At 59.8% G+C, this 26,080-nt stretch carries 17 protein-coding genes; 11 read left to right on the forward strand and 6 right to left on the reverse strand.

Going from position 1 to position 26,080, the window contains the following annotated elements; genetic code table 11:
- Positions 1-522 precede the first annotated feature (522 nt).
- The 8 genes from AB5Z14_RS03765 (at position 523) to AB5Z14_RS03800 (ending at position 12,894) form a co-directional block, all read left to right on the forward strand.
- Positions 523-1,374 (forward strand): PRD domain-containing protein, encoded by an 852-nt coding sequence (locus AB5Z14_RS03765; protein WP_368130354.1) that lies wholly within the window; start codon positions 523-525, stop codon positions 1,372-1,374.
- A gap of 83 nt (positions 1,375-1,457) precedes the next feature.
- Positions 1,458-2,825 (forward strand): PTS transporter subunit EIIC, encoded by a 1,368-nt coding sequence (locus tag AB5Z14_RS03770; RefSeq protein ID WP_368130356.1) that lies wholly within the window; start codon positions 1,458-1,460, stop codon positions 2,823-2,825.
- A 112-nt stretch (positions 2,826-2,937) separates the two neighbouring features.
- Positions 2,938-5,199, forward strand: a complete 2,262-nt coding sequence (bglX, locus tag AB5Z14_RS03775; RefSeq protein WP_368130358.1) for a beta-glucosidase BglX — start codon at positions 2,938-2,940, stop codon at positions 5,197-5,199.
- 47 nt (positions 5,200-5,246) lie between these two features.
- Positions 5,247-6,698, forward strand: coding sequence for a family 43 glycosylhydrolase (locus tag AB5Z14_RS03780; protein WP_368130359.1), 1,452 nt, complete (start codon positions 5,247-5,249; stop codon positions 6,696-6,698).
- 507 nt (positions 6,699-7,205) lie between these two features.
- Positions 7,206-8,636, forward strand: a complete 1,431-nt coding sequence (locus tag AB5Z14_RS03785) for a 6-phospho-beta-glucosidase (protein WP_368130360.1) — start codon at positions 7,206-7,208, stop codon at positions 8,634-8,636.
- A 345-nt stretch (positions 8,637-8,981) separates the two neighbouring features.
- Positions 8,982-10,781: a histidine kinase N-terminal 7TM domain-containing protein gene (locus AB5Z14_RS03790; RefSeq protein WP_368130361.1), complete on the forward strand. Its 1,800-nt coding sequence runs from the start codon at positions 8,982-8,984 to the stop codon at positions 10,779-10,781.
- 2 nt (positions 10,782-10,783) lie between these two features.
- Positions 10,784-12,277, forward strand: coding sequence for a sensor histidine kinase (locus tag AB5Z14_RS03795; protein WP_368130362.1), 1,494 nt, complete (start codon positions 10,784-10,786; stop codon positions 12,275-12,277).
- Complete coding sequence (locus tag AB5Z14_RS03800; RefSeq protein ID WP_368130363.1) at positions 12,274-12,894, forward strand: response regulator transcription factor; 621 nt, start codon at positions 12,274-12,276, stop codon at positions 12,892-12,894. Before AB5Z14_RS03795 ends, AB5Z14_RS03800 begins: the two co-directional genes overlap by 4 nt.
- A gap of 110 nt (positions 12,895-13,004) precedes the next feature.
- Here AB5Z14_RS03800 and AB5Z14_RS03805 read toward each other — a convergent pair whose 3' ends face one another.
- The 6 genes from AB5Z14_RS03805 to AB5Z14_RS03830 form a co-directional block, all read right to left on the reverse strand.
- Positions 13,005-13,850 carry a hypothetical protein gene (locus AB5Z14_RS03805; protein WP_368130364.1) on the reverse strand — a complete coding sequence of 282 codons (846 nt, stop codon included), beginning with the start codon at positions 13,848-13,850 and terminating at the stop codon, positions 13,005-13,007.
- A gap of 80 nt (positions 13,851-13,930) precedes the next feature.
- Complete coding sequence (locus AB5Z14_RS03810) at positions 13,931-15,172, reverse strand: SPFH domain-containing protein (protein WP_368130365.1); 1,242 nt, start codon at positions 15,170-15,172, stop codon at positions 13,931-13,933.
- Positions 15,173-15,220: 48 nt separating this feature from the next.
- A complete protein-coding gene (locus tag AB5Z14_RS03815) occupies positions 15,221-16,543 on the reverse strand; it encodes a hypothetical protein (protein WP_368130366.1) in 1,323 nt (440 codons plus the stop codon).
- 24 nt (positions 16,544-16,567) lie between these two features.
- Entirely contained in the window at positions 16,568-17,305 is a 738-nt protein-coding gene (locus AB5Z14_RS03820) for a DUF4428 domain-containing protein (RefSeq protein WP_117746877.1), read from the reverse strand.
- Between the two features lie 275 nt (positions 17,306-17,580).
- Entirely contained in the window at positions 17,581-19,092 is a 1,512-nt protein-coding gene (locus tag AB5Z14_RS03825; protein ID WP_368130367.1) for a nucleoside hydrolase-like domain-containing protein, read from the reverse strand.
- A 263-nt stretch (positions 19,093-19,355) separates the two neighbouring features.
- Complete coding sequence (locus AB5Z14_RS03830; protein ID WP_368130368.1) at positions 19,356-20,693, reverse strand: prolyl oligopeptidase family serine peptidase; 1,338 nt, start codon at positions 20,691-20,693, stop codon at positions 19,356-19,358.
- Positions 20,694-21,183: 490 nt separating this feature from the next.
- On the opposite strand from AB5Z14_RS03830, the gene AB5Z14_RS03835 reads away from it, so the two are divergent.
- The 3 genes from AB5Z14_RS03835 to AB5Z14_RS03845 all read left to right on the forward strand — a co-directional run bounded on the left by AB5Z14_RS03835 (position 21,184) and on the right by AB5Z14_RS03845 (position 25,941).
- Positions 21,184-22,611 (forward strand): PTS transporter subunit EIIC, encoded by a 1,428-nt coding sequence (locus AB5Z14_RS03835; RefSeq protein ID WP_368130369.1) that lies wholly within the window; start codon positions 21,184-21,186, stop codon positions 22,609-22,611.
- A gap of 210 nt (positions 22,612-22,821) precedes the next feature.
- Positions 22,822-24,135 carry a glycoside hydrolase family 140 protein gene (locus tag AB5Z14_RS03840; RefSeq protein ID WP_368130370.1) on the forward strand — a complete coding sequence of 438 codons (1,314 nt, stop codon included), beginning with the start codon at positions 22,822-22,824 and terminating at the stop codon, positions 24,133-24,135.
- 261 nt (positions 24,136-24,396) lie between these two features.
- Positions 24,397-25,941, forward strand: a complete 1,545-nt coding sequence (locus AB5Z14_RS03845; RefSeq protein WP_368130371.1) for a helix-turn-helix transcriptional regulator — start codon at positions 24,397-24,399, stop codon at positions 25,939-25,941.
- Positions 25,942-26,080: the final 139 nt, after the last annotated feature.

The following is a 26,080-nucleotide window of genomic DNA, read 5'->3' on the forward strand; positions in this document are numbered from 1 at the left end:
TTCCTTTTTTTCCTATTCAGTCAAATTGCCTGCTGGCCGAGGGCGGCTATGTGGGCCTCATCGGCAAGAACCTCGACATCGCCTGCGACTAGAATCTTCCGTCTCGATCTGTAACACCTAACGGGCCAAATCGCCTCTACCTGTTACAGATTTAGACAAACGAGCGGAGCCTCCCGAATAATCTCAATCTGTAACATCTGGCCCGGTTTTGACAGCCTACCTGTTACAGATCGAGACAAACCGGCGGGGCGAATTATCTTCCAAGACAAAGACCGCCGCAGGCCACCGAGTTCCCGCAATCTAACAACTTGCGATGGAATGCGGGCTGATTTGTCTCCGTGAACGGTCGATTATCGGCCGCGAACGGCTTTTTTCGATTTAAGCGTTTCATTTAGAAGCAGATATGTGCATACTATCCATGCGCCGCGTTACTCCTCGGGAGGCGCCACGAGCATTTTTAACCACGTCCTGCGGATGCGCGGGGCCATCGGATGCTGAAAGTGGAGCCAGGGGAGTTTTTTCATGCTCATAACCAAGGCCATAAACAACAATGTCGTCCTTGCCGAGGATGAGAACGGGCGCGAGCTCGTGCTCTTTGGCAAGGGACTTGGTTTTCGTGGTGCTCCTTCCTACATCGAGGACGAGTCCGCAATCCAGCGTAGTTTCCGCGACGTGCGCCTCGAGCTCTATGACGCGCTTGCCTCGCTTGGCGACGACGTGATCATTATCGCGTCGGGCATTGTTGATATTGCCCGCCAGGAACTCAACTGCAAACTCAATCCAAATCTCGTCTTTACCATTGCGGACCACCTGCAGTTTGCCATCGAACGTGCTCGTGATAACAAGGTGATCCCCAACCCACTCGCCGAAGAGGTCCAGTTTGTCTATCCTCGCGAATATGACGTGGGCCGTCGCGGCGTATTGCTGGTCAAGGCAATCGATGAAGATGTCGACTTTCCCGATTTTGAGGCGGCGGCCATCGCGCTGCACGTCGTGAATGCCGAGAGCCTCGATGAGGGTGGCTCGGAAGCGTTAAGCCATAACATGGGCATCGTGGTCAAGAGCACGGAGGTGCTCGAGGCGGTCACTGACATCATCCAGCGAACGCTCGGCATCCAGATCGACCGCTGCTCCTACGGCTACGCGCGCTTTATCACACATATGCGTTTCCTCATTAGCCGTCTTATGAACGGCGAGGTCGAGAAGTCGCGCAATAGCTCGCTTTTCCGTCAGGCAACGCACGATTTTTCGGATGCCTACACGTGCGCCCGATCCATCGACGAATACCTGCGCACTAAACACGGGTGGAAGTGCTCCGATGAGGAGCTTCTTTACCTGATGATGCACATCAACCGTCTTTGCCCAGGCCGTTAACCGGGCAAACTTCGCTGTCTTGCCCCAAGGCGTCGGGGCTGCAGATATACCTTGTAATCGCCGTGAAACGAGGAGGTTTCACCATGGCTAAGGACTACACGCAACTTGCGCGTACCATTATCGAGCTCGTCGGTGGCGAGGAAAACGTCACTAGCGTCTCGCACTGCATTACCCGTCTGCGCTTTAAGCTCAAGGACGAGGACAAAGCCCAGACCGAGAAGCTCAACCAAACCGAGGGCGTTATCTCGGTCATCAAGAGCGCCGGGCAGTACCAGGTTGTTATCGGCAACCACGTCACTGACGTCTACGATGCGATTCCCAAAGTCTCGAACATCGAGCTGGGTGGCGAAGTCGACGCTGATGAGCAGGGTGGCAACCTGTTCAACCGTGCAATTAATTTGATCTCGGGCATCTTCATGCCGATGCTCCCCGCCATGAGCGCCGCTGGTCTTCTCAAGGCGTTTGTGATCATGTTCAACACGTTCGGCGTGCTCGACGCGGCAAGCACTACCTATCAGCTCCTGTACGCCATGGGCGACGCGGTGTTCTATTTCATGCCGATCTTCCTGGCACGTACGGCTGCGCAGAAGTTCAAGTGCAACGACTGGACTGCGATGGCCATCGCTGCGTTCCTCTGCTACCCGACGCTCACCACGCTCTTTAACGGTACCGATCCTGTCGACCTGTTCGGTCTGCCGGTAACGCTCATCAGTTACACGTCCTCGGTCCTGCCCATCATCGTTGCCGTGTGGGTGCAGTCTTGGGTTGAGCGTGCGCTCAACAAGGTCACGCCTGACATGCTTAAGGGTCTTATCGTCCCCCTGTTCACCGTCTTCGTTGCGTGCGTTGCCACGATCTTTGTCGTCGGTCCCGTTACCGATATCATCGGCAAGCTGATAGCCAACGCTCTGATCTCGTTGCTCAATACTGTGCCGCTTGTTGCCGGCTTCTTGATCGGCGCCCTGTGGCCCTGCCTCATCATCTTCGGTATGCACTGGGCCTTCATCCCGGTCATCATGAGCAACATCGGTACGCTCGGCTATGACGTAATTCTTCCCATTACCGTGGGTACCAACTTTGCCGTGGGCGCTGCCGCGTTGGCCGTCTTCCTTAAGACCAAGGACACCGGCCTCAAGGAGATTGCTGCCGCGAGCTCGGTGTCCGCACTGCTCGCTGGCATCACCGAGCCCGCCATCTACGGCGTCGTGCTCAAGTACAAGCGCCCGTTTGTGATCATGGCCCTGTCCTGCGGCGTCTGCGGCGCCATTGCTGCGACGGGCGGCCTGCATCAGGCGGCTCTCATGACCACGTGCGTTCTCACCATTCCCGCGATCGGCGGCATGGTTGGCTGGCTCGATGTCATCGCGCTTGCAGTTGCTGCTGCGATTACGTTTGTCGCGACGCTTGCCTTTGGCTACAGCGACAAAATGCTGCTCGAGGCTGACAAGTAATCTGCTAGCAAATTTGCTCCCCAATCCCCTTACTGGCCGGGGGCCCGGCAATACGCCGGTGCCCCTGGTCCTGTTTGTCGAAGACGGTATATCGTCGCTCGCTTGGACGTCGATGCATCGTCTTGGACAAACAGAAAGGATGCTCGTCATGAAAGACAGTGAAGTTCTGGAACTCCTGAGTCGCATGACCCTTAAAGAGAAGATCGGTCAGCTGGTGCAGCTTGACGGCGGGTGCTTTGGCACCGAAGCCCTGGCCGTTGGCCCGCGCGCCAAGCTCGGCGTGACCCAGGAGGACGTGGATGTATGCGGCAGCGTGCTCAACGTGCTTGGCGCCGAGGAAGTTCATCGGATTCAAGATGCTTATCTCGAGCGCAGTCGCCTCAAGATCCCCCTGGTCTTTATGGCCGATGTGATCTATGGCTATCAAACTTGTTACCCGATTCCTATGGGACTTGGTGCCACGTGGGATCCAGATTTGATTCGCGAGGACTACAAGCTCATTGCCGAGGAGGCCGTTGCAGACGGCTGCATGGTGACGTTTAGCCCGCCGGCCGATGTGGCTCGCGATGCCCGTTGGGGCCGCTGTCTTGAGATGCCGGGTGAGGATCCTTTTCTTAACGCGCGATTTGCTACGGCGATGGTCGAGGGCTTTAAGGGCGATGAAACGCCCGAAAAGAGTGTTGCAAGCTGCGTTAAACACTATGCCGGCTACGGTGCGCCTGAGGCCGGACGCGAGTACAACACCGTTGACATGAGCGAATGGCGCTTCCGCAACGAGTACCTGCCGCCCTACAAGGCCGCGGTCGATGCTGGTTGTGATCTTGTGATGACGAGCTTCAACACCGTTGACGGTATCCCCGCTACGGCAAACAAGTGGCTCATGGACGATGTGCTGCGCGGCGAATGGGGTTTCGACGGCCCGATCATTACTGACTATGCGGCCATCTCGGAGCTCATCGGCCATGGTGTGGCGGCAGACCGTCGCGAGGCAGCCAGGCTCGCCATGAACGCAACGGTCGATATCGATATGAAGACGCCGTGCTACGCACATGAACTCGAGGGACTCATTGCCGAAGGCGAGATTTCCCTGGAGCAGATTGACGCCGCCTGCCTGCGCGTGCTTCGTCTTAAGAACAAGCTCGGACTCTTCGAGGATCCGTATCGAACCTGCTCGCCTGAGCGTCGTTTGGCGGTGACCTGTACGCCCGAGCGACTCGAGAGCGCACGTAAAACCTGTGACGAGGCGCTTGTGCTCTTCAAGAATGAGAATGGCGTTCTGCCGCTTACTGCCGGTGCCGAGGCTCCGCGCGTGGCACTCATCGGTCCCTATGCCAACAGCCGCGACATTATCGGCATGTGGGCGATTCATGCCGACAAATCCCATTCCGTCACACTGGTAGAGGCGTTTGCCGAGGTACTGGGCGTAGACGGTTTTGCCTGGGCCTGCGGCTGCAATATGCTCGACGACTATACCGAGCTCGGCGAGTTCGGCAAGGTCCCAGCCTTTGGTTCGCCGACCGATGAACGCGACCCACAAGAGATGGAGACCGAGGCGCTTGAGCTTGCTGCGACATCCGACGTGGTGGTCATGGCACTTGGTGAGCATATGCTGCAGAGCGGTGAGGGCGGCGCGCGCACCGATATCACGCTGCCGGCGCCGCAGAAACGCCTGCTCAAAAAGGTCCGCGCCCTCGGCAAGCCGGTAGTGCTCGTGCTCTTCAACGGACGACCGCTTGCCCTGACGGATATCTTGGATGACTGCGATGCAATTCTGGAGGCTTGGTTCCCCGGCACGGCGGGCGGCCGCTCGGTGGCAGACGTGCTATTTGGCAAGGTCAATCCCTCGGGCAGACTTACCGTGAGCTTCCCGTATAACGTCGGTCAGGAGCCTCTGTATTACGCTCAGTTCTCGACAGGTCGCTGCGCCAAGACGTCGATCCACAGCGGAAGATTCGTCTCGCGCTATATGGATTGTTCCAACGGCGCGCTTTTCCCCTTCGGGTACGGTCTTTCCTATCACAAGGCGCGTTATGAGAACCTGCGTCTTTCGTCCACGCGGATGGTGGCGGGCGAGCGTCTGCTCGTTTCGATCGACGTGGAGAACGAATCCGAGGTTACCGGTGTCGAGACCGTTCAGCTCTACATCCATGACAAGGTGGGCACGCGTGTGCGCCCCCTGCTTGAGCTGCGCGATTTCAAACGAGTGTCGCTTTCTGCGCACGAGCGCAAGACTGTCGAGTTCGAGCTCGGCGAGGAACAACTAAGGTTCTGGACACCTGAGCATGCCTGGGCGAGTGAGCCCGGTGAGTTCGAGGTGTTTGTCGGGCCCAACAGCGAGGAGCTGCTCGGAGCGGAGTTCCAACTTGTCGATTGACGATAGCTGATATCACCTATTTTTCACTTACGTTTGAAAGGATTGGCATGCAGCACGTTGCAACAAATCCCTATTTACCGGGCTGGGAGTATATCCCTGATGGTGAGCCTCGTGTGTTCGACGGGCGTGTATATGTGTATGGTAGCCATGACGCCCCCGATGGCACGGCGTATTGCCCCGGTGACTATGTCTGCTGGTCGGCTCCTGTCGATGACTTGGGGGCATGGACCTTTGAGGGCGTGGTTTGGCGCAAATCGGATGACCCCGCCAACGCCGATCTTGCTGGATACGGTGCGCCCGATGTGTGCAGGGGCGCCGACGGCAAGTACTATCTTTTTTATTTTTGCATGGCAACACCCGATGGTCCGGTCATATCGGTTGCCGTGTGCGACGATCCGGCGGGCCGTTATCGCTACCTCGGACCCGTGCGCACACCCGATGGTAAGCGGTTTACGGCGGCATCGGGATACGGTCTTCCGTTCGATCCGGCGGTGCTTGCGTGCAAAGACGGCGGATGCTGGCTTTATTACGGCTTTGGCGCCAAGAAGGCCGGCGGGCGTCTGCCCTCTGCGGCGACCGAGGGCAGTTTTGTGGTGCGTCTTTCGGATGATATGCATACGATGACAGGCGCCCCCGTGCGCCTGGCGCCGGGGTGTCTGCAGGCGGACGGGACGGGCTTCGAGGGACATGCGTTCTTTGAGGCATCGAGCATCCGTGAACTCGATGGGCGCTATTACTTTGTGTATTCCAGCGAGGTGGGCCATGAGCTCTGCTGGGCAACGATGCCCGCCCCCGATGGTCCCGTGACGTACGGCGGCGTGCTCGTCTCCAACGGTGACGTGGGCTTGCCTGGTCATGAGACCGAGGATAAGGCCGTTATGGACCTTGGCAACAACCATGGTGGCATGGTACGCATCGACGGGCGCGACTACATTTTCTATCACCGTCACACCCACGGTGCCCAACATGCGCGGCAAGGCTGCGCGGAGCCGTTGTATATTGCGGTCGACGGATCAATCGAGCAGGTTGAAATCACGAGCTGCGGACTCAACAGGGCAGCGTTGCCATGCGGGCGTGTTTACCCTGCAAGCATCTGTTGCCATCTGGTCGGTCCCCATGGCGCGGTTCACTATCGGGGGGATCTGGAGCTTGCGCCCAATCACTCCGTAATCACGCAGGAAGTCGATGCCGGTTGCGTGACTTCGGCACGCACGTATGTCGCCAACTTCTGCGACGGCGCAACGGTGGGATACAAATATCTTGCCTTTGAGGGTACGGAGCGAATTCTTCGCTGCGAGGTCCGCGGTGACTTCGAGGGCGAGCTCGAAGTGCATATCGATGCCGTGGATGGCCCGGTGATCGGTGCCGTCGCGTGTGCGCCGGATGCCGGCTGGCACGAGGCAACGGCGGGCATTGAAGGTCTCACCGGTAGCCATGCCGTCTATTTCGCCGCCAAGGGCAAGGGGACTCTCGATTTCTCCGCTTTCTGTTTTGAATGATGCAAGTGCGGAGGAGTACTGCCGATATGAGTTCGATTCCATGCCTTGAGAGAGATACGTCAAAAGTCGCCATAGGGGGCGGGCCTCATTGTGATGACCGTCTATACAGAACACCCGTACGGCCTCTTTCCTTTCTTTCCTATTTTTCCTAATGAGGCGGGCGGTTCGATTTCCGTTTGTCTCAATCTGTAACATCTAGCGGGCCAAATCGTCTCTACCTGTTACAGATTTAGACAAACTGCAGGGGACAGACCGAAAAATCTCGATCTGTAACACCAGGCCCGGTTTTGACTGCCTATCTGTTACAGATCGAGACAAACCGCCCCGAACCACCACAAAGGTGCCTGTCCCCTTTGTGGTGGTTGGGTATCAGAAAGTGTCAGGCTCGGGCGGCTGCTGGGCGCCTGCGTGCGAAAAGAAGTGTCGACCTGCGTTGTTGTCGTTGGGTGGCGCCCCGTTTACGGGGATACTGAAACCACGACAAGCAGCGTATGAAAGGATCGATGCATGGCTTTCCGTAATGACTTCCTGTGGGGCGGCGCGACGGCTGCCAACCAGTGCGAGGGTGCCTACAACGTGGACGGCCGCGGCCTGGCCAACGTGGACGTGGCCCCGCACGGCTCCGAGCGCTTCGCGGTGGTCTCCGGCCAGCGCAAGATGCTCGACTTCGAGGACGGCTATTACTATCCCGCGCAGACCGGCATCGATTTTTACCATCACTACAAGGAGGACATCGCCCTCTTTGCCGAGATGGGCTTTAAGACCTTCCGCATGAGCCTGGCTTGGACCCGCATCTTCCCCAACGGTGACGAGACCGAGCCCAACGAGGCCGGCCTGGCTTTCTACGAAGACGTGTTCCGCGAGTGCCAAAAGTACGGCATCGAGCCCCTCGTGACCATCACGCACTTCGACTGCCCCATTCACCTCATCAAGGAGTACGGCGGCTGGCGCAACCGCAAGCTCATCGACTTCTACAAGAATCTGGCCACCACGATCTTCACCCGCTACAAGGGCCTGGTGAAGTACTGGCTCACCTTCAACGAGATCAACATGATCCTGCACCTGCCGTTTATGGGTGCCGGCCTGGTCTTTGAGGAGGGCGAGAACAAGGAGGCCGTCGAGTACCTGGCCGCCCACAACGAGCTCGTCGCCAGCGCGTGGGCAACCAAGATCGCCCACGAGATCGACCCCGAGGTCAAGATTGGCTGCATGCTCGCCGCCGGCACCTACTATCCCTACAGTTGCCGTCCGGGCGATGTTCGCCAGGCTCAGCTCGACAACCAGGACAACTACTTCTTCGTCGATGTCCAGAGCCGTGGCTACTACCCGGCTTATGCCGTCAAGAAGCTCGAGCGCCTGGGCATCGATGTGGGCATGACCGACGAGGACCGCGAGATCATGGCCGACAACACCGTCGACTTCATCAGCTTTAGCTACTACTCCACCCGCTGCTCCGCCGGCGCCGACAACCCCGATGTCGAGAAGACCCAGGGCAACGCCTTCGCCGGCGCCAAGAATCCGTATCTTCAGCAGAGCCAGTGGGGCTGGGCCATCGATCCGCTGGGCTTCCGCATTACCCTCAACGACCTGTACGACCGCTATCAGAAGCCGCTGTTCGTGGTCGAGAACGGCCTGGGCGCCAAGGACGTTGTCGAGGAGGATGGCTCCATCAACGATGACTATCGTATCGACTACCTGCGCCAGCACATCCAGGCCATGCGCGACGCGGTGACCGAGGACGGCATTGACCTGCTGGGCTACACCACCTGGGGTCCGATTGACCTGGTCAGCGCCGGTACGGGCGAGATGTCCAAGCGCTACGGCTTTATCTACGTCGACCGCGACGATGCCGGCAATGGCACCCTCAAGCGCTCCAAGAAGAAGAGCTTCGACTGGTACAAGAAGGTAATCGCTTCCAACGGCGAAGATTTGGCCTAAGGACACTGAGGCACTCAACCTTGGGGCTCCAACCCTCCTCGCGTGCTTAAGTACGCTTCGTCGGGCTTGTCGCTCCCAATCTTGAGCACCTCAGGCCCTTAGGAGGCAGTCTCGACCGCGGCTCTTCGCAAGTCCAACCGCATAGTCTCCTAACCAAAGCGCCCGGCGAGTAGTTTGTGCTTGCCGGGCGCTTTGCCGTCTACGGATTTTGGGACATGCGGCCCGTTTTTTGAGCCTGCCTGTCGGTACACTAAAAGCACTATGGGTACCCGTGAGCGACATATCGGCCGTGCGGCCGCCCGATCCGCGCCGGTGGCGGATCCCAGGGGCGGCAGGCTCTTCGCCATGCCGCGATTCCTCGTTGGCATAACGCACCTGGTATACCGTCGCCGTGCCTTCGTCATTGCTGGCGTCATAACCGCACTATTTCTTCTGCTTTTGGCGGTCTTGCCGGCGTTATTCGCCTCCGACCCTAAGCTCTCCAACACCGTGCCTGTCTATAGCGAGGTGTCCAAAGAAGTCGTGGACGGGCTTATCCATTCGAGCTCGATTCCGCTGCTTGTCGCTGCGATCGCCTTTTCAATCTGGGGCGTGCTGGTCTATCTGCGCTGTCTGGATTACGTTTTGCGCCGGCGCCTCGTTGCCGTTGCCACCATCTGCGCCCTGTGGATGATCGAGGTCATCCTCAAGTACAAGTCGTTCACGCCGTTCTATGCCACGATCTTGTGGTACCTGTACTACGTCCCCATGACGCTCGTTCCGCTGCTCTATCAGCTGTGCGGCCTGCGTCTTGCAGGCTTGGAGCAACATCGTGCGGGCCGCCGCTACCGTACGGCCTTGTGGACTGCGGCCATCCTGCTCATGGTGTTTGTGCTTACCAACGATTTTCACCAGCAGGTCTTTCACTTCGATCGCTCAAGTGACACCTGGAGCAACGACTACACGTACGGCTGGGGCTATTTCGCCGTGCTCATATGGACGGCCTTTAACTTTGTCACCTTTTTCATTTTGGTGGGGCGTTCCTCGTCCTTCCGCATTCAGCGCTTTTCGGGCACGGCGGCACTCGTGCTGCTGGGCGGCGCGTTCTTTGCCATCTCGTATGCCCTGCGCGTGCCGTGGGCGTGGAAGCTCAACTTTTCGCTCGTCTACTGTGTGCTGTGCGTGGTGACGCTCGAGATTTGCCTCGATTGCGGCGTCATTCCGTCGTATCACGACATCGCCGGCATCTTCGATACCCTGCCGCTCGACCTTAAGGTCCTAACGCGCGACCTGCAGGAAGTTTACGCCACGCCGGTATCAAAGCCGATTCCGGCGGGCGTGCGCGAGGAGCTGCGCGCTCAAGAACTCGGACACCCCCACGCCTTTGCCGTCGTTTCCAATCCCGATGTGATGTATCGCTCCTTTCCACTGTTGGGCGGGTCGGCCCTGCTTGCTCAGGACGTATCGGAGGTCAACGAACTCAACCGCGAGCTGGCGCATCGGCGTATGGAACTGCAGCGCCAAAACGAACTGCTCACGGCCGACTACGACCTTAAGGCGCATCTGGCGGATCAAGAGGCCGAGGCCTTGTTGGTCAAAGACGTTGACCAGGCACTTGCCCGCGCACTCGGCGAGATGTATGGCTTGCTGAGCTCGCTGCCGCCGCTCACCGACGAGGCATCCTCGCACGAGCGGTACCGCATGCTGCAGTGTGCCAAGATGTTTGTCGCCTATTGCAAGCGCAAAGGCTCGCTCACGCTGGCACAGCACGGGGAGAGCGGTTTTGACCGCGACCGTATCCAGCTGATCGCCAACGAGATGGCAAGCGATCTGCGCACTATCGATGTCGACTGCGCCTCGATTATTGCCATACGGCGCCCCATGCATGCCAGCGCGGTGAGCGCGCTGTACGACTGCGTGTACGATTTTGCGTTTTTCGCCTACACCACCGATCATCCGGCGCTCATGTATCACCTGAGCGACCACGATTCGTGCAGCGTGGAGCTGCGCGCCACGCTCTTCTCCAATGACGAGGAGGACTTGTCGCAGACGCCGGCTGCCCACGAACTCGAAAGCGCGCTGCAGGGGCGCAACGTGGCATATCGCCTTGAGGGCGAGTCCGGTCAGCTGCGCATGATCGTATTGATGCCGTGGGCAGGTGAGTGACGATGCAGATTCTGCTTATCCTTCCCCAAATCGTTGCGCTCGATATCGTCTTTGCTCTGGCGGCGTGCCTGCAGACCATTCACGTTCCGCTCATCGCATCGCGCCGCTCGTCCTACAACCGCAAAGTGATTTGCGCCTACGAGGCGAGCCTTGTGCTGCACTTGATTATCTCGGCCGTCATCTTGTTCGCGTTGTCTGGCTCGTATTTGGTGGCGCCGCCTCACGTCGCCGCCGAGGCGGCGGGCGCACTGCTATGGCTCAACGCTGCGATTGCCGCCTATGGCGTGGTCCTTATGGTGCATTATCGTCGTCCCGTCATGATGGTCGAGCTGCTGCTCGTTGCCGCCGTGACGCCGCCAGTGGTTTATGCCATGGGCCCGGCATGGACCGCAGTCCTTATCGCGGAGGGCGCGTTCTTCCTGTTCCGCTCCGTCGCGGCGCTTTTGATGGACGTGCGCAACCGCCAGGAGGACATCACGGCGTTCTCGACGATCGAGACCATCAACGTGATTCCCGTGGGCATTCTGTATCTGGATTCGAAGGGCCGCCCGTTGCTCATGAACCGCTGCATGCGTAAGAACCTCATGGAGCTTCACATGCCTACCGACCTGCACGACATGAGCGATACGTGGAGCGGCCTTCGCAAACTCAGCGCGCAGATGCCCGAGAGCAGCAAAGACCGCGTTCGAATCGACCTGGACCGCTTTGGTGAGGCGCGTGCAGTGATCGAGATTTCTTCCGCCGAGATTCGCCTATTTGTGCGCGACGATGTTATGGTTTCGGGTCGTTCGTTCGAACGCATTATTGGCTTGGACGTGACGGAGTACGCGCATGCCCACGACCGTCTGGCGCAGGCAAATCACCTGCTTGAGCTTGCGGGTCAAGAGCTCCAGGCTCAGATCGAAGAGGTCAAGAAGGTTGCCGACAATGCGGCCTACCTGCGTATGCGTGCCCGCGTACACGACGTGATCGGGCAGCGCCTGTCCATTCTCCATCGTTATCTGGAAGAGGGACGCCTGGACGACGAGTCGCTCAAGCAGATTGACCCGCTGCTGCGCTCGATTGCCGCCGACCTGCGCAGCGGTGGCGCTAGCGAGCCTGCGGAGCAACTGGGCGATATCGTTCATGCCTTTGGCCTGGTGAGCGTACAGATCGATGTAGATGGATCGCTTCCGGACGATGTGCACGTCGCTGCCGCCTTTTTGCAGATTATTCGCGAGGCATCGACCAATGCCACCAAGCATGCGCAGGCCCACCAGGTCCAGGTGCGCCTGTGGCAGGAGGTATCGGATGGTGGCGCCATTGCACACATGACGGTATCAAACGACGGTGCGCCCGCTCCCGTATCGTATCGCGAGGGAACGGGTATCCCTGGCATGAGGCATGTCGCGCAAAATCTGGGCGGCAGCCTGGAGGTCCATGCCGCCCCGCCCTTTACGCTTGCGGTATCCATTCCGCTGAACTCCAACGCAACGGTCCAAAGGAGAAGCTCATGATTCGTATCCTTATCGTCGAAGACCAGGCCATTCTGCGCGAGAGCCTTGCACGCTCTGTTGGTGACCAGCCCGACATGACCGTTGTTGCCGCCATCGCCGATGCCTCAGATGCCTTGGACGTTGCGCTCAAGGAGCATCCGGACATGATTTTGATGGACGTGTGCACCGAGCACGATTCCAACGGCATCGTGGCGGCGGCGCGCATCAAAGAGCAGCTGCCCGAGTGCCGCATCGTTATCATGACGGGCATGCCCGAGATTACGTTTGTGGACCAAGCGCGCGAGGCCGGCGTCGACAGCTTTGTGTACAAGAACGTCGGCATCGATGAGCTCTTTGCCGTGATGCGCTCCACGCTGGCAGGTTACTGTACGTTTCCCAAACCGCCCGAAAGCATCTTTTCGGGCACGGCGGCGCTCGATGACGTTGAGCTGTCGATTTTGCGCCTTGCCTGCGAAGGCAGGAGCCGTCGCGAGATCGCGGCCGAGTTGTTTATGAGCGAGGGCACGATCAAGCGCCGCATCTCGGAGATTCTCAACAAGACCGGCTACGACAACATCATGCGCCTGGCCGTGCACGCGGTGACCGAAGGCAGCATCGTCCCCAATATGGAGCGCTAACGCTCGTTACCTATCGGCGCAAAGCGACGGGGCCGCAGGATCAACTCCTGCGGCCCCGTCTGGCATGTGCGCGGATGTGTCCGCCAATCCGCGGCTGTCGTGGTCTGCCGTTACGCGATGGTTGCGCTGTAGGAGGCGACGTCCTCGTAGGAATCGGTCAGGTAGGCGTCGATGCCGATGGTCGTGTTGACCAGGTCGTCGAGGCTATCGAGCGCGCCGTTCGAGAACGTGAATTCCTCGGTGGCGTTGGTGCCGGGCATCAGGTGAGCCGAGAACCAGGGTTCCTTCATGGTGCCGTTGACGTTGGTCTTACCGCTGGGAGCGTAGAAGGTCAGGTCCTTGTCGCTCTTGTTGGTGATGTTGACGACAAAGCCGATGTCGCCCCAGTCGTCCTTGAACTTCTCGGTGATGGTGATGGTGCACAGATCGTCATCGGCGACGGTGACGGCGGGGGAGATTTCGACGCTCTGGACGTCGTCGTCTTCGACGGCCTCATCGATCTCCTCTTCCTTCTCGGCGGCCTCGCGATCCTTCTTCACCGTGCCGGACAGATCCTTGTCGGACTTGGTGAAGACAAGATTGCCGTCATCCTCTTCGAGGATGAGTTTGCCGTCCTTGAGCTTCATGTCGTGCGACTCGTCTTCGGCGGTGATCGTTACGGTGGTGGCGTCCTTTGCCTCCCATTTAAGGTCGACAACCTCAAGGAACAGGTCGAGGGCGCCCGTGCCGTCCTCATCGAGAACCAGGACGCAGTGGACACCCCAGTCCTCGAGCATATCCATGTACTCATCGGTCAGCTCTTCGCCCTCCAGGGTTCCTCCCGAGAGCTCCCAACTGCCGACGAAGTTGGCCTTGGGATCCTTGCCGCCGCCACCGCTGCAGCCCGTCAGGGCAAAGGCGAGCGCCAGGACGCATGTCAGGAATGCGAGTACGGACTTTTTGAACGTTGTCTTCATGGTGTCCTCCTTAATCGAACGAAACCCATAGAAGCAGGAGCGGGGGCGGCGGTTCCCCCGCCAATTACCAGATAGAGGGGCTAGGGCCTGGGCGTTCCGCAGTTGCTGCAGAACTTGCCGTCGTTTTCGCTACCGCAGTTGGGGCAGAACCACTTGGCCGGCGCCGGGGCGGGTGCGGGGCTGCCGCACTCGGGGCAGAACTTGCCGGTGTTGGTGGCGCCGCAGCTGCAGGTCCACGTGCCGGCCGCGGGAGCGGCGGCGGGAGCCGGTGCCGGGGCGGGGGCAGGTGCCGGTTGCGGGGCGGCCTGCTGCTGCGCCTGGCCGGCGGCGAACAGCTGGCTGGCGTTCATGCCGCCCATGCCGCCCGCCATGCCCATGCCCATAAAGCCGGCCAACGCGCCGTTGGGGTTGGCCGCTGCCGCGCGCATCGCGTCGCTCTGGGCGCTGGCGATGTTGGCGGCCGCCATGGTGGGATCGCGCATGACCGCGGCCTTTTGCAGGTCCTTGATCATCTGCTCGTCTTCTTGCGAGGCGGCGATGGAGTTGACGCCAAAGCTCACGATCTCGACGCCGCGCAGGTCGCGCCAGTCGGCGGAGAGGACCTCGTTGAGCGCACGGGCGAGCTCGGTGGTGTGCCCGGGGATGGCGCTGTAGCGGATGCCCATCTCCGAGATCTTGGCAAAGGCGGGCTGTAGGGCGGTGAGCAGCTCGGACTTGAGTTGGCTGTCGATCTTGTCGCGCGTATAGCTATCGGTCACGTTGCCGCACACATTGGTGTAGAACAGCAGCGGGTTGGTGATGCGGTACGAATACTCGCCGTTGCAGCGCACGGAGATGTCGACGTCCAGGCCAATATTGTTGTCGACCACGCGGAAAGGCACGGGCGAGGCGGTGCCGTACTTGTTGCCGATGATCTCCTTGGTGTTGATGAAGTAGACGCGCTGGTCCTTGCCCGCGTCGCCGCCAAAGGTAAAGCGGCTGCCGATATTGGCGAAGGTTTCCTTGATGGAGTCGCCCAGGTTGCCGCTAAAGACGCTCGGCTCGCTGCCGGTGTCGAAGACGAACTCGCCGGGCTCAAGCGCGACCTCGATAATCTTGCCGTTTTGCACCACGAGCATACCCTGGCCGTCGTTGACGGCGATGACGGAGCCGTTGGAGATGACGTTGTCCTCGCCGTGCGTGTTGGAGCTGCGGCCGCCGGTGCGCTTGACGCCCTTGCAGGCCAAGACATCAGCGGGCATCGATTCGCAATAGATAAATTCCTTCCACTGGTCGGCCATGACGCCGCCGGCAGCTCCCAATCCAGCTTTCAAGAGTCCCATGGTGATCTTCCTTTCTCGTTAAAGTCGGGGCGGTGTTGATCGGGCTATTTAGTCGTCCTTGTCGTCTTTCATGACAACGGTGGTCTCGGTGTGGCTGAAGGTGTCGTGCTTCTCGGTCAGGTCGAGCTCGCCGCAGCACTCGTCGGCGTGGGTGGCCTCGTTGGCTGTCTTGAGCTGGCCTACCAGTAGCACGTCTCCGATAATCACGATGATCAGCGGCGCGATGATGTTGATGAGGATGCCCTCGATATCAAAGGCGAGGTAATCCGGATCGAAGGCGTTCTCGCCCATAAAGAGAATCTGGGAGAGGACAAATCCGATCACAAAGAACAGCACCGAGGCGATGGCGAGCTTGGGCTTGGAGCAGGGGAGCTCGCCGACCAAGCGGCCGGTCTGGCCGTTCATGGCAAACAGGTAGCTCTTGCCGTTCCACGAGGTGGAGAGCATCCAGACGGGGAACAGGGCGTAGTCGCTGTCTTCCCAGGTGTAGTCGAGCTGCTTGCTTTCGACCGTGGCATCGTCGTATTCGTCGACGACAGTCTCGCGCAGGGCCGAGATCGTGCTTTCTTCCATACGGCGCTCGGCGCGCGCCTTGCAGGTCTCGCAGTCCTCGTCGTAACGGTTGGCGATGTAGCCGGGCATGTAGGCGACCGAGAACGGACGCAGTGCGTCGTAGTCAAACGGCTCGATGGCGTCCATGTGGCCGTCGGGCATCTTGGACGATCCGTCGACGGGCACGCGCTTAAACGAGATATTGCCCTTGCGATAGGCATCGTAGTGGTCGGTGGTCGTGACGGTGCGATCGGATTCCTCGGTCACGGTCTCGTTGGTCGCGTCAAAGTACACTTCGCCGTCAACGCGGGCGCCGTAGAGCCAAAACGGCACGTAGACACCTTGGACCTCGTCGATGTGGTTGCCGGTGACAAAGCTCTTGGGCAGCAAGATCTTGCCCTTATAGTGTTCCTTGAGTGCGGCCGTGACGTCGTCGCGCCCGAGCTTAAACGGAATCACCAGGTCGGGCGAGAAGTCGCCAGAGAGCTGGCCGGGCGCCACGGCGGAGTTACCGCAGTACGGGCAGGTGGTGACGGCGACGGTGCCGTCGGACACGAGCTCGGCGCCGCACGACGAGCAGATGTAGCCGGCGTTTTGGGCGAGCTCCTGCACCGCGTCGTCGGCAGCAGGTTTGGGAGCTGCGGCTGCGGCATCGGCTTTGGCATCTGCCTTGTTCTGGCGCTCGCGATAGAGGGCCTCGACTTCTTCGACTTCAAAGCGTGAGTCACAGTAGTCGCAGACAAGCTTTTGCTCGGCGCTGGCAAAATGCAGGGGACCACCGCAGGCGGGGCACTGATAGTTAACGCTCTCGAAGGCCATGATCGGTCCTTTCCGTGCCGGAGGCTATGCGCCGATGGCGCCGCCGCAGTATTCGCAGCGCCCACTGGCATCGGGAATGGTGGTGGCGCCGCAGAAGGGGCAGGTCACCGCAGTCTTGGGGGCCTTGGCGGCAACGACGCTATCGCGCGTCTCCTGACGCAGCTGCACCAGCGCGTCGCGGACTTCGGTTGCCTGACGTTTGGCCTCGCGGTACTCGATGGACCCGCGCTGCTCGATGGTGGAGTCGTTCACGCGCAGGTCGATCTCGGTAAAGTACGGCGTGTTGACGTGGATGGTCAGGTTAAAGTCGTAATCCAGGTCGTAGCGCGGCGGGTCATAACTCTCACGCTCGCCGTCCTTGGTCTCGCGATAGATCTCGGTGCGATGCTCGTCGATATCCATATCGCAGCCGAGCACCTGCGAGAACTCGATGATGTCGGGATTGGCGTCGCGCCAGCGCGTCTGCGAGGTAATGATCAGCAGGCCCGCGTCCTCGTCGAGCATAATATTGGTGCGCCCGGCCGAGAGCGTGCGCGTGGGATTGAACGATGCTAGGCGCTCGGCATTGGCCTCGCGATAGGCGAGCTGCTCGCGAATGTCGTCCGCGGTGCTAGAGCGATAACCGCCAAAGAAGGGAGAGAGCTTGCCGACGCATTCTTTGCACAGGTAGCCTTCATTGATCTTGGTCTTACCTAGAAGTCCCAGCTCGGTACCGCAAATCGCGCACTCTTTCTTCTCGAACATCTTGTCAAAGAAGCCCATGGTTGCCTCCCATCAACAGGTAGCGTGTGTCACTTTTGATGATGGGGGAGCGCGCGATCTTTCACGATACCCAGACGGCTCAAGAGGTCTCCACAACTGGGACACATGGCCCATTTTTCATCCCCAAATAACTTGCGGTGAAATAGTTCCCAAATGTGGGCCATAGAAGGCCAAACAGGAACTATTCCACCGCAACTTCTGGGTAGTCATCGGGGACGTTCTTAAACGACTAGTCGTTGGGGGCAGTCTTTGTCTAATGCGGTGGCCGCCGCTTGCTACGCGACGGTGATGGCGACTTGGGCGTAGCGGGTGCAGGGGCGCTCGGCGCACGTCTGCACGCTGAGGGTGAGCACGATGCGGTCACCGGGTTGTGCATCGGCGGGCACGGTAAAGGCGGCGTCCACCGCGCATTCCTGCCATAGCGACAGGTCTTGGGCGCCTGCATAGCTCGATGGCCCCATGGCGACATCCCAATGCGCATCGAAGCCCCTGCTATCGGGGTCGACGATGGACGCTGCAAGAGCAACGCGCTCACCGGCTGTGGCACTGCGGTCGCCCATGACCTCGGTAACATACGCCGGATGTGAGCAGGTCGCGGGCTCGTGAGCACACCACTGCGCGCGGGCGGCGAAGTCCTCCTGATAGGCGCGCAGGTAGGGATTGGGGTTGCCGTCCACCGGCGTTCCCATGGCGGCAAAACCAGCGGGCGCATTCGAATCGGGATGCCCGTCAAGGAACATGCGGCCGAGCAACGTGTCAAAGTCGCGGTTATCGATGCCGCGCAGGCCAACCGGCAGCAGCGGAATATAGGTCATCGAGTCGCCCTCGGCCATAAAATCGCCGCGCTCAAACTGCATCGCGGGCATGCCTTCTAGGCCCCAATCCAGGCGGGCATGCTTGCCAAACTGGAATCGCTCAGGCTCGTTTTCGTACACCTTGCCATCGCCATAGAGCATATAGCGCGCCATAAGGGGGCCGTTACCTTGGGTGAGGTTCTGTGCAGGCCAGGGAGCTTGGAACAACGGCAGCGTATCGGGCTGAGCCATCTTGGCATCAACGTAGCCGCCATACATATAAGGCACGCACCAAAAGATGAGATCGGGAAAGAGCTCGCGCCCATGGTCGAGCCAAGAATTGTCCTGCCCCACACCATCGGCAACGCCCATCACGCGCACCTTCTGATAGACACGCTGCTGCACAGAAGGCCATTCGGGCGTATCACGATAGCGCTCAGCAATGCTCATGAGCGCACGAACAATGGTATTCATGCCACCCCAGCTGAGCAGCCAAAGCGCACGCGGGTCATCATCCAAGATCGCTTGAGCAATCACGCGCGAGCCCTCAGTCTCTGCGCGCACATCGCCCTCAAAGGCAACGTTCCCAACAAAGGTACGCTCAATCATCTGAGCAGGCGAGGGAAACGGCGGCTCACCGGCAGCGTCCGCATTCGCCTGCAACTGCGGCCAAGCCTGGGCATATTCATTACTCCAGAGGCTCTCGATCCAATGCTCAGGAAACGGTCGATACTCACGAAGCTCCCCAGCCGTGGGATCAGGTTCATGGGGCACAACATCCCACTCATAAGAGCGCCGCCCCTTAGTCCGCCAATGCGGATTCACCTCACCGAGCGTATGGACGCCATCCCCAAGAAAGTGATACTGCGAAGCCGTATACACCACAGCCTGCACATCAAGCACGTTGAGATACAGAGCCAAATGAACGAGCGAGTTCATATCATCGACTTCCATATCAGTAGTAACAATCACCCGAGTTAAATCGCGAGTCATAAGAAAGCTCCAACCAAAATCATTTCAGCCAGTTACGCGCAAGGCAAGACGGGCCCCACACCTCCATCGCCGTCAACCCGGCGGCCCGCCGGAAGCGCTCGTCCAGCGTTTCGAACAACGTTAACTTAGGGGCCCTGACCTTTAGTTTTGTAAACATTCCGCAGCGCGGGTCCCGCTTATCCGTTGCTCCGAAGGAGCAGGATAAGCGGGACTCATGCGCGAGGACGTTTACAAAACTAAAGGTCAGGGCCCCGATGGGATGGTTACCTCGAAACCCTGGCCGACCACTCCCAGCAGCCCACCGGCTCGCCGTCGATGAGTACGTTGCCCCCGTCGAAGTCTTGATAACACATGTCGTTGAATTGGTGGATCCACACGCCATGGTTGAACGTCTTCTTGGGCGAGCCGTCGGCCTCGCGATAGCGTCCGGTCAGGTCCTCAACATGGCTAAAGTAGGTGAGATGCACGTTGGCGCCGGCGGCGCGCAGACGAGCCGTGAGCGGCAGCACGGTCTCCTGCGGGGCCACGAGCTCGTCGCCCTTGGAGTGCGTGAACCACAGCGGTGTCTTGGCAAGGGCAGCAACGTCCTCGTCCGTGGCGTTGTACCACGGCGCGCAGCAGGGAAGGCCCGCGGCGAAGAACTCGGGGTAGTCGGCGCACAGGCGCAGCGTCATAAAGCCGCCGTTGGAAAGGCCAGCGACCACGATGCGGTCGGTGTCGATGCGGTCGGCATGCTCGGCGACAAACTCGTCGATGAGCGCCTTAATGACGGGGGAGTAGATGCTCTGGTTGGAGTGGCCGAGCTGCTCAGTGCCGTTGTCCATCCAAAACGTGGGCGACTGCGGCACGAGAGCCCAGGCAAAGCCGCCAAAGTAGCGTTGGATCTGCGCCTGGCTGATGGCCGTCACGCGGTTGCCGATATAAGCGCGCGTGGCGCCCTCGCCTTGCGTAGCGCCCTTGCCCTCGCCAGCGCCGTGCAGGTACACCACGAGCGGGGCCTTCTGGGGCACGACAGTCGTTTCGGGCGCGAAGGGGTTGAAGCAGGCGGAGTCCTCGGCCTTAAAGCTGGGCTCAAAGAAGCCGTACTCGAGCGCGATGCCGTTGACGGCGGTCTTTTGCGTGGCATTGCTCCAGCCCTTGAGCGCGGGACAGATGTCGCCGCGGCAGGTGTCAAAGACCAGGCCGCAGGTTGGATCGTCACCGTCATTGCCGGGAAGGGCCGCGAGCTGCGTGATGCGCAGCTGGTCGTCGAGCAAGCGCGAGCCCATCACGCTGCCCTCGATCTTCTTGGTCAGGCGCTGCTCGGCGATCTCGAGCGCCACATGGGTGCCAAAGGCGAGCTTGCGTCCGCACTCATCGCACGGATAGGCGGCGAGGACGTCGACATAGCCTACGGAAGGTGCGGCGTGGTCGGCGCCGCGCTCTTTGCGCATCAGGATCTCGCCCGTGCGTTCATGGCGCTCTACATATATATGGAAGGTGCGCGCATCGATATCGTTGGCGCGAACGGTGCACGGCAGGTCGAGCACGACTTTGCTGATCCAGGGGCCAAAGTCTCCCAGCGTGGTGACGGTTGCGTAGGTGCACGATTTGAGTTCCATGAGCTGCCTCCTCTGCGCCGCGAGTGGTAAACATCAGCGGCAATACAACTTAAACATGTTTAGTTTAATGCAGAGCTACAGAACAGGCAGATGAACTCGGTAAACGGTCAAAATGAACACTCAACAAATTACTAAACATTCGTTTATCACCATTTAGCAGGGCTTTTGTTGATGGGTCAACAAAGAATAGAGGTGTTTACCAAATTAAAAGACCACGTAAATAGGCATTTAGCAGCAGAGCGTCAAATAGACAATCCCTTACCGTTCAAGTACGTTCACCCCCGATTTCCTACCGTTCACCGGACTACAGACGGCAAAATTGCCACAAATTAGACGTTCCGTGTAAACTAAAGCCCGTAAACGTTCAGTAAACACATTGTTTACGACAGCGTATCCAAGGGTTCGGCAGCCGTAAGGGGTTATAGTCGCCGAGCCAAAGGCGTGCCTACGCCCAAACGAGTAGGCACACGAAGATATGGGGAGGGGTCCCATGGCAGTAGATAACAAGCAGATTGCCACCGATGTCCTCGAGCTCGTGGGCGGTGCGGAAAACGTCACCGTCGCCACCAACTGCATGACGCGCCTGCGCCTGACGCTCAAGGACAACAACAAGGCCGACGTGGAGAAGATCAAGAAGGTCAAGGGTGTTCTGGGTTGCCAGTTCGCCGGCAGCCAGCTCCAGGTCATCATCGGCCAGAACGTGCCCAAGGTGCTCGCCGAGTTCGTCGCCATGTCCGGCGTCAAGCAGGGTGCCGCGGTCGACGAGAACCTCGATGCTCCCAAGGAGAAGTTCGAGCTCAAGAACCTGCCCAACATCATCCTCGACTATCTGTCGGGCTCCATGACCCAGCTGATCCCGCTGCTCATGGCCGGCGGTCTGTTCCGCACCATCGCTGCGGTTCTCGGCCCCACCATGCTCGGCGTCCTTTCCGACACCGATCCGACCTACACGTTCCTCTACACCACCCTGTACGAGGCCACGTTCACCTTTATCCCCATCTACCTGGGCTATGCCGCCGCTAAGAAGCTCGGCGCCTCCCCGGTTCTGGGCATGCTCCTCGGCGGCGCCCTCATGGCCCCGTCCGTCGTGAGCGTCGCGACCCAGGATGGCGGCGGAATCATCTCCGTCTACGGCATTCAGATCGCCGCTGCCAACTATCAGCAGTCCGTCCTGCCGATTATCCTTTCGGCGCCTGTCCTCTACTTCGTCGAGAAGTTCTTTAAGAAGGTCATGCCCGACGTGCTCTCCACGGTCTTCACGCCGTTCTGCACCATGATCGTCACCATCCCCATTGCCTTTATCGTCCTCGCCCCGCTCGGCAACGAGATCGGCAGCCTCATCGCCAATGCCCTCTTTGGTCTAGCTGACATGGGTGGCGTCGGCATCCTGATCGTCATGGCCGTCCTCGGCGCCTTCTGGCAGCTCTTCGTGGTCTGCGGCATGCACATGCCCGTCATCCTGCTCGCTCAGGTTCAGATCATCGCCGCCGGCTACGATCCCTTCGTCTTCGTTTCCACCAACTGCGCTATGGCCGCTGTCTGGGGCTGCGCCTTCGGTGCCTTCCTCAAGATGAAGAACCCCGACGAGAAGGGTCTTGCTCTGGGCTACGTCATCTCCGCCATCGCCGGCGGCGTCACCGAGCCCGCGCTCTTCGGTATCCTCATGCGCTTCCGTCGCACCATGTTCGGTATGTTCATCGGTGGTGCCATCGGCGCTGTGTTCTCCGGCCTCATGGGCGTTACCTACTACCTCGCCGGCGGTGCCTCCAACTTCCTGGTCTTCACCAACTACCTGCAGGGTGGCCAGATGAACACCGTCTGGGCTATCGTCGGTATGGCAATCTCCTTTGTCATCGCCGCTGCCGTCGTCTTCGTCGCCGGCTTCTCCAAGGAGGAGCTCGCCGAGATGGAGGCCTAAGGCCAAGCCATTCGGTCGACTACGACCTTACCTACACGACAGGGCCCCGTCAGGCGCAAGCCCGGCGGGGCCCTTTTGCAAGGTAGACTGGAGTGGGCAAGTGGTGCCTGCCTGTTGGGGCTTGCTAAGCGACAGGGGCTTTTGCACCAGGGGTTTCCGCGAAAGCTTCTGCCGGTTCGCAATTCCTTTATCGAGCGAAAGGGCATGCAGATGAGTTTGGGAAAGCTGACCGTCAACGGTCGTCAGGACGGTTTTTTGTGCGAGGGCAAGCCGTTCTTTTGGTTTGCTGATACGTGCTGGAGCGCATTTACCAGCATCCCCGAGGCCGACTGGGACTACTATCTGACCCGCCGCGCCGAGCAGGGCATGAACGTGCTGCAGATCAACACGCTGCCGCAGTGGGACCGCTGCTGCCCCGATCTGGGCATTTGGCCCTATGCCAGCGAGGACGGCGTGCACTTTGATTGGTCTCAGCCCAACCAGGCCTATTGGGACCGCGCCGCTGCCATGTGCCGCGCTGCCGTCGAGCACGGCATTCGCCCGGCGCTCGTGCTCATGTGGTGCAACTACGTGCCCGGTACCTGGGGTGCCAAGATTGCCGAGCGTTGCGGTGCCGAGGTTATGCCGCGCGAGGAGGTCCGCGCCCATGTTGCCCGCGTCGTCGAGAACCTGGGCGAGTTTGATCCCGTCTATGTGGTGACGGGCGACACGGACTTTGCCGGTGACGAGGCGATTGCCTATTACGAGGATGCGCTCGACGAGGTTGCAAAGCGCGCACCCGAGGCTCTGCGTACCATGCACATCAACCGTGGCAACCGCACGATTCCCGCGCAGTATCTGGACCGCCTGGACTTCTATATGTTCCAGCCCGGTCACAACTACGAGGGCCAGCCCGAGGCCTGGCACCTGCCGCAGGATTTTATCGCCAACTACCCCAAAAAGCCCATGGTCAACTCCGAGCCCTGCTACGAGCAGATGGGTGCGTCGCGCAATGTGTACTGGCGCTTTACCGCGCAGGACTGCCGCGCGAGCGTGTGGTCGTCGATCCTTGCCGGTGCCAGCGCCGGCGTGACCTACGGCGCCCACGGCGTGTGGAACTGGCAGACCAGTAAGAGCCAGGGCTCTGTCCTGGGTGAGGGCTTTGATATGCCGTTCCGCTGGCAGGAGTGTCTGCAGTTTGCGGGCGTGTGGGACTTTGCCGCCATCGAGCATGTGCTTGCCGGCCTGGGTGCCACGGCGTGCGATGACGCCCTGGCCGTCATCCCCGCGCAGGAGCTGCTCGACGATGCGCGCGAGGCCATCCGCGTGGCGCGTATTGGCGAGCGTGTCGTTACCTATCTGCCGCGTACCACGGCGCTTACGTTTAAGCTCGATAGTGCGCGCGGCTGGTCGGCGACGGCCCTCGACATGGAGGCCAAGCGTATCGCCAAGCTGCCCGTTCGCGATAACGGCGACGGTACCGTGCGCGTGGCTCAGCATCCCTTTGAGCACGACGCCCTGGTGGTCCTGACTCCCGAGCACTAACGCCCGAGCTTCGATCCCGAGTTGCTCCCTCGGCCCGGGCACCTCCCTCCCTTTTCCGATATCAACAACCCAGTCCCCTTTATATGTTGCGGTGGAATAGTTCCTAAATGACAGCCCGGGCCGGTCAAACAGGAACTATTTCACCGCAACTGCTGTTGGGGCATTTGCGCCGGATGCGTAACAGTTCGGGCATTGCGTGGATACTAAGACCCATTCTCCATTAAAATGGTTTTCCGGACATCTAAGCGGGTGGGGGTTACCATGAGGGACCTGGGAGACACAACCGCATATTTGCGCCGGGGCATACGGGAGATTCTGTGCCTGGCGCTTTTCTTTTTCACGTTTTTGGCCGGCGAGTACCTCTTTGACGTGCGCGTGGCCGAGTTTGTGCCGGCGAACGAGGTCGTTATCTACGAGAGCATCGTCGTCGGCGCGAGCGTGATCGGCTATTTTGTGCGTCCTCTCCTGTACTATCGCCGTCCCCAGGCAATCGATGCAACGAGCGATATGACGGGCGTGCTGCTGGTGTCGGCATTGCTGCTGCTGATTATGGCGGCGCAGTTTCAGGTTGTGATTGCGGGCGGTCTGGTGGCGTGCTGCGCCCTGGGCTACTGCGGATCGACCGCTCATGCCAATCTGGCGCGGCGTTTTGCGCAGACGCCTTGTCTGGCACGTGCCGTGGCGGTTTCTTATGCTGCGGGCATTTTGGTACAGGTGCTCAACCATATGGTGATGCCTGCGGGCATTCCTCAACAGTTTGTCCTTATTGCCTGTGCGATTGCGCTGGTTGGGCTGCTTCACGGTACCCGCCGAGCTAAATTACGCGATGAGTCCGCGCCCGAGTTCGAAGCCGAGATTGCCGAGCTATCGGTCGATGCGTCGGAGCATGGCGCCAAGTGGCGCGATAATCCCGAGGCAAAGGCGGCCTTCCAGGGTGCCGTAGTGCGCTTGACGGTGGCGACCGCCTGCCTCACCGGCGTATTCGCGGCTCTCAATGCCGGTCTTACGACCTCGCATGCCGCCGGCGCTATCGATCTGGGTGACTGGCCGCGCTTGCTGCTGGTTGTGAGTGCGCTTGCTGCCGGCGCCCTGTATGACCTGCGCGGACGCTCGTATATGAATATCATCATGACGTGCGCCGCCATGCTGTCCACGCTCTCGTTCTTTGTGCTTATCACCGATGGCAACGGCGGCAATGCGCTCGCCGCCACGATTATCTTTTACCTGGGCACGGGCTTTTTCGTGGTGTTCTTCACCGCGAAGTTCGCCGCGATTTCGATGTATGCCCGCTGGTCGTATCTGTGGCCGTGCATGGGCCGCGTCATCAACAACATTTGCTCAATGCTTGTGACGGCTCCGGCGGTGGCGATCATCTCGAGCCAAAACGTGCTGATGGCGGTGGGTGTCGTACTCGTGCTGTTTGTCGGCATTGCGATCTCGCTGTTGGGGCAGTTTGGACAAGGCGTTGAGGACGAAGCGGGTCACAGGGGGCTGGCGTTTGCCACCGACGATCTTGGCGTGAGCCGTGCGCCCGATCAGGTCGACACGGTGTCCCTGGAGACACCGGAGCTTTCGTTTGACGATCGACTCGACGGTTTTGTAGCCGCCTTTGGACTTACCAAGCGCGAGCGCGATGTACTGGAGGCGCTGGTCGTATCGGACGACAGCGTGCAGGACGTTGCGGCAGCGCTCTTCCTTTCGCGTTCTACGCTCTACCGCCATATCGCCTCGATCAACAAAAAGACCGGTGCCGCCTCGCGCGTGGCCCTCATCAATTTCTTCTGGTCCTGGACACCCCAAGACTAGCCAAAACCACCACGAAGGGGACAGGCACCTTTGTGGTGGTTTTACCTGCAAAAATATGAATATGAGACATTTGTCACCTGCCGTTTTGGCGCTCAAAGGCATATGAATGTGATGTTGAGCGGAGCAGAACGGAAGGGGT

The organism is Collinsella aerofaciens, from assembly GCF_040910265.1.
Lineage (GTDB): Bacteria > Actinomycetota > Coriobacteriia > Coriobacteriales > Coriobacteriaceae > Collinsella > Collinsella aerofaciens_BK.